We start from the raw sequence: 3,776 nt of genomic DNA on the forward strand, positions 1-3,776 counted from the left end.
GTTACACCCGGTCTCGTTTCGACCCCGGAAGTTAAGCCCGCCAGCGTTCCCGGTAGTACTGCCCTCCGAGAGGGGGCGGGAACCCGGGAACGCCGCCGGCCACTAACTTCTTAACCCCCTCCTCCAAGCTATCAACATGTCCGACTACCTTGAGCTCCTAAGCCTCCTGAGGAAGCCATCTGATAGGGCCCTGACGCCCGAGAGGAGGGCCCGCGATTTTCTCATGATGCTGAGGGAGCTCAGAACCGGTGAGGAAGCCGATCTCCATGGTTTCATCCTTCTGAGGAGGCCCCCCAACGCGCCGGACAACGGGGTTTACTACCTTCTATCCGGGCTTCCTCCGAGCGAACTGAAATCAACGCGCCTTAAGCCCTACCTTGTTGTGAAGATAAGCGAAAAGACGCGGCTCGAAGGCCGCATCCGCTCGGGAGCTTACACAGAGGTTAGGGGGGTAGTCCAGCCGTACCCCTGGGGAACCATCAAGATGATTGAAGCCCTAAAGATAAGGGTTCGCGATTACGGTGCCTACTGGCTGGAATACCGGAACTTCGCCCTCACATCTAAGGAGGTCCAGTCCCTCATTGAGGACACGGTGTACGCGGAGAGGAGCTTTCAGAGGGGGATCCTCTACTCGCTCTACGGCAGCGCCCCCCTCCTCGAATCAGTCACGGGCTGGGGGGAAGGCTCGGAGTTCTCAGTTTTCGGCGAGAGGGGAAAGGAAAGCGGGATAAAAGACCTGTGGAGGGTGGCGCGGTCTATACTCCTCTCCCTGCCCGAGGAGGTGAGGCTGAAGAAGGGGAAAAGAAGCGCTGTTGAAGACGACTTCCTCGGCCTCGACTTCACTGTCTTCAACCCCCTGCAAGGCGATATGAGGTACTACGTGCCGGGCAACCCTGTAAGGCCCTCAAAATGGGCCCTCTCCCTCGTATCAAGGAAAAAGGCCATTGGACTCCTCCCGCTCCCGGAGAAGGCTGACGTGACATCAGAACTCCCAAAGAACGCAGAGACCCCCTTGGTGTTCATCCCAGAGGAAGACGAGAGGCCGTACTTGGAGCGCAGCGACGAACTCAGAGAACTCGCCCCCAACCTGATGGCAACGGTTTTCCTCGAAAGGGAGAGGGTAGGTGTTATCTCGGCGTTCCGCGGTGAGGGGGAGAAGTTCAGGCGGAGGTTCGAACGCTGGCTTGAGAGGAAGAGGAGCGAATACGGCTGGAAGTTCGACCTACTGACGATCCCTGGGAGCGTTCTCGACCTCAACAGGAGGTACGAGCTCAGCTTCAGACTCCTCGGGTCCGTCGGAAGGTTCAGGGGCGGGCTGGACTCGGGGGCGGTGAGGGAGGTTGTGGAGCTCAACGAGGAGATAGTAAACGACTGGATGGTGGTCTTGGAGGAAACGCCGCAGAGCGAACTCCAGAGGCTCCTCGACAGGTACAGAGGTTACGTTCCGTCAGACAGGCGCGCCGCCAAAGCCCTTGAGGTGCTCCGGGATCTTGCAGCTACTTCCGCCTCCGGAGAGGTGACGGTTGAAGCCTTTAGAACGGAGCTTCTGAGACGGGGGTTCAGCCCGGAGTGGGCTGAGAGAACCATAAAAGCCCTGATCTCGGAGGGCTACGCCTATGAACCTGTAGTCGGGATCCTGAAGCTGGTGCGGTGATGGGCATGGGGAAGAGGGAGATAAGGAAAAGGGAGCAGAGGGAAAAGAAAAGGGTGGCCGCGGAGAGGGTTGATGTACTCTTCACCCTCGCCGAGAGGGTCTTCCCCTACGAACCCGAACTGTCGGACCGCTACGTTGAGATAGCCCTCGCTGTGCAGAGAAAGGCCAAGATACGGATCCCGAGAAAGTGGAGGAGGCGCTACTGCAGGAGGTGCCATTCCTTCCTCGTGCCCGGTGTGAACGCGAGGGTTCGCCTGAGGAGCAGGCCCTACCCTCACGTGGTCGTCAAGTGCCTCAAGTGCGGCCACATTATGAGGTTCCCCTACCTCAGGGAGAAGAAGGAGAGGAACCGCTGGAAGCCTCGGCGAGCGCTATCTGGGTCAGGCCCTTCTGAAGGGTCTTCATGACTAACTCACTCCCCTCCTGAACCTCGGAGAGCTTGGACTTTATTATCTTCCTGAGTTTCGGGTTGGCCACGGCGATCTCAGACAGGGTTTCGATGGTGCTCACTTTCACAAGCTCATCCTTTTCGTTCAGGAGTGCAAAGAGACGCGGGAGGAAAGGTGTGACGTACCTGCCCTTGTTCTCACCCAGGGCCGAGATGAAGTTGAGCGCCGCGAGCCTGTCCATCTCGTCAGGCGATGAGAGGAGCCCCATGATCTCCCTGACGATGTTCCCGAGGAGAATCGGGTTCTGGCGCATTATCTCCTCAAGGACGTAGGCCATGTTCACCTTTATCTTGGGATCGCCTATCCTGAAGTTGGCAAAGATCACAGGGACGGCCTTTCTGACGAGATCTGGCCTTGTCTTCGAGAACCTCCCAATTGCCTTGGCTATCTCAAGGGTCAGCGGAACGGCCTCGCTCTTCCGTATCATGACGAGGAGCTTCCTGAGAAGGGGCTCATGTAGCTCCCTCCTGTCCTCAACAACAGCCATTATGGATATTATGGCGTTCTTCTGGACTATCCAGAGGTCGTCGTCAAGGTAGGAGATGACCCGCCTGAGGAGGTCGTCCTCGTGCTCAATCCTGACTATGAGCTCCCCTAACCTCTCCCCCGTTGCGAGGGCTTCCCGGACGTCAAGTTCTTCTTCCATGGAGGACACCCCCCAGTGGAATGAGGACGAGCAGCAGGAGAAATGCCGGCCCGCAGATCCTCTTCCCGGCCGAACCCATCTTTGAAAGGTCGTAAACGTAAAAGTACTGACTCCCCGTCCCCACAACAGCCATGGAGCCTTTCACGGCTATGCTCCTGACGTAGCCCGTCCCATCGTCTTCCCAGAGAACCTTCCCCTTCCCGGGGTCTATTAGGTAGAGGGAACCCTCTGAGTACACCTTGGTGACGTTGCCCTCGTGCCTGCTTTCGAACTTCCCTGTGCCGACGAGAAGCCCCTCCTTAGACATCGCCATTGCCTTCGCCCGGTATGGTAGCTCAAGCCTCCAGAGGAGTTTTCTTGAGGGGAGGTCGTAGGCCGTTACAACTCCCTTTCCATCTGAGAAGCCAGAAACGAAGAGCCTGTCGCCAGAAACGAGGAGATCCTCGACAAAGTAGGCGCTCAGATTCCAGAGCACGTGCCCTCTGGAATCAACGAGGAGGATCCTGCCGCTGTCTTTCCCGTAGCCCGTCCCCACGACGGCCATTCCCCTCCAGACCTCAACGTCCCTGACCCACTGTCCGAGGTTTATTCTCCAGAGCAGGCTGCCGTTGTAGGAAACGCCGTAGAGGGAGCCGAAGGCGTAGCTCGACGAGTAGCCGGAGGGCATTCCGGAGCCCACGTAGACGACGCGTCCGAGCCGGATCCTGTCGGGCATGCTCGGCAGTCTGAGGCTCCACAAACTTGAGTTCTCCAGTCTCCCGTTCCAGCGAAGTGCGAAGACCTCGCCGGAGCTTGAGAAGCTGCCGTTTTCAACCCATACGTCGCCGTCCACACCGTAGGCCGTCCCGTTGGAGAGCACGAAGTCGTACAGCTTGTTCTTAACTGGCACGGTCTCCACTATAGAGCCCGAGGAGTTGAAGAGGACGAAGCCGCCGAGGGTGCCCGCTATAAGGTTATTCTGGAGGGGAAGGAGCTTGACCACGTAGCCAGAGGCGTTCTCCCAGAGCTTTGACCCGTTCCTAAAGTA

The 3,776-nt window shown here is 58.1% G+C and carries 4 protein-coding genes and 1 rRNA gene; 3 read left to right on the forward strand and 2 right to left on the reverse strand.

What is annotated here, in order from left to right; genetic code table 11:
- The 3 genes from rrf to MVB78_RS08945 form a co-directional block, all read left to right on the forward strand.
- Window positions 1–101 (forward strand): 5S ribosomal RNA (gene rrf / locus MVB78_RS08935); the annotation flags it as partial.
- A 35-nt stretch (window positions 102–136) separates the two neighbouring features.
- The gene (locus tag MVB78_RS08940) at window positions 137–1,654 is read left to right on the forward strand and encodes a hypothetical protein (protein WP_297490475.1); all 1,518 of its coding nucleotides are present in this window, start codon (window positions 137–139) and stop codon (window positions 1,652–1,654) included.
- Between the two features lie 5 nt (window positions 1,655–1,659).
- Entirely contained in the window at window positions 1,660–2,061 is a 402-nt protein-coding gene (locus tag MVB78_RS08945) for a ribonuclease P protein component 4 (RefSeq protein ID WP_297490481.1), read from the forward strand.
- Here the strand turns inward: MVB78_RS08945 and MVB78_RS08950 are convergent.
- Both MVB78_RS08950 and MVB78_RS08955 read right to left on the reverse strand, forming a co-directional pair.
- Window positions 1,982–2,749 (reverse strand): PH0542 domain-containing protein, encoded by a 768-nt coding sequence (locus MVB78_RS08950; protein WP_297490477.1) that lies wholly within the window; start codon window positions 2,747–2,749, stop codon window positions 1,982–1,984. The genes MVB78_RS08945 and MVB78_RS08950 overlap by 80 nt on opposite strands.
- Window positions 2,733–3,776, reverse strand: a 1,044-nt coding sequence (locus MVB78_RS08955; protein WP_297490478.1) for a PQQ-binding-like beta-propeller repeat protein, incomplete at its 5' end; no start/stop codon positions are given. The genes MVB78_RS08950 and MVB78_RS08955, both read right to left, overlap by 17 nt.

It is taken from the genome of Thermococcus sp. (assembly GCF_026991495.1).
Lineage (GTDB): Archaea > Methanobacteriota_B > Thermococci > Thermococcales > Thermococcaceae > Thermococcus.

Excerpts from the sequence above, each read along its gene's own strand:
- MVB78_RS08940 (WP_297490475.1), top strand. The coding sequence starts at position 137 with ATGTCCGACTACCTTGAGCTCCTAAGCCTCCTGAGGAAGCCATCTGAT.
- MVB78_RS08950 (WP_297490477.1), bottom strand. The coding sequence starts at position 2,749 with ATGGAAGAAGAACTTGACGTCCGGGAAGCCCTCGCAACGGGGGAGAGG.
- MVB78_RS08945 (WP_297490481.1), top strand. The coding sequence starts at position 1,660 with ATGGGGAAGAGGGAGATAAGGAAAAGGGAGCAGAGGGAAAAGAAAAGG.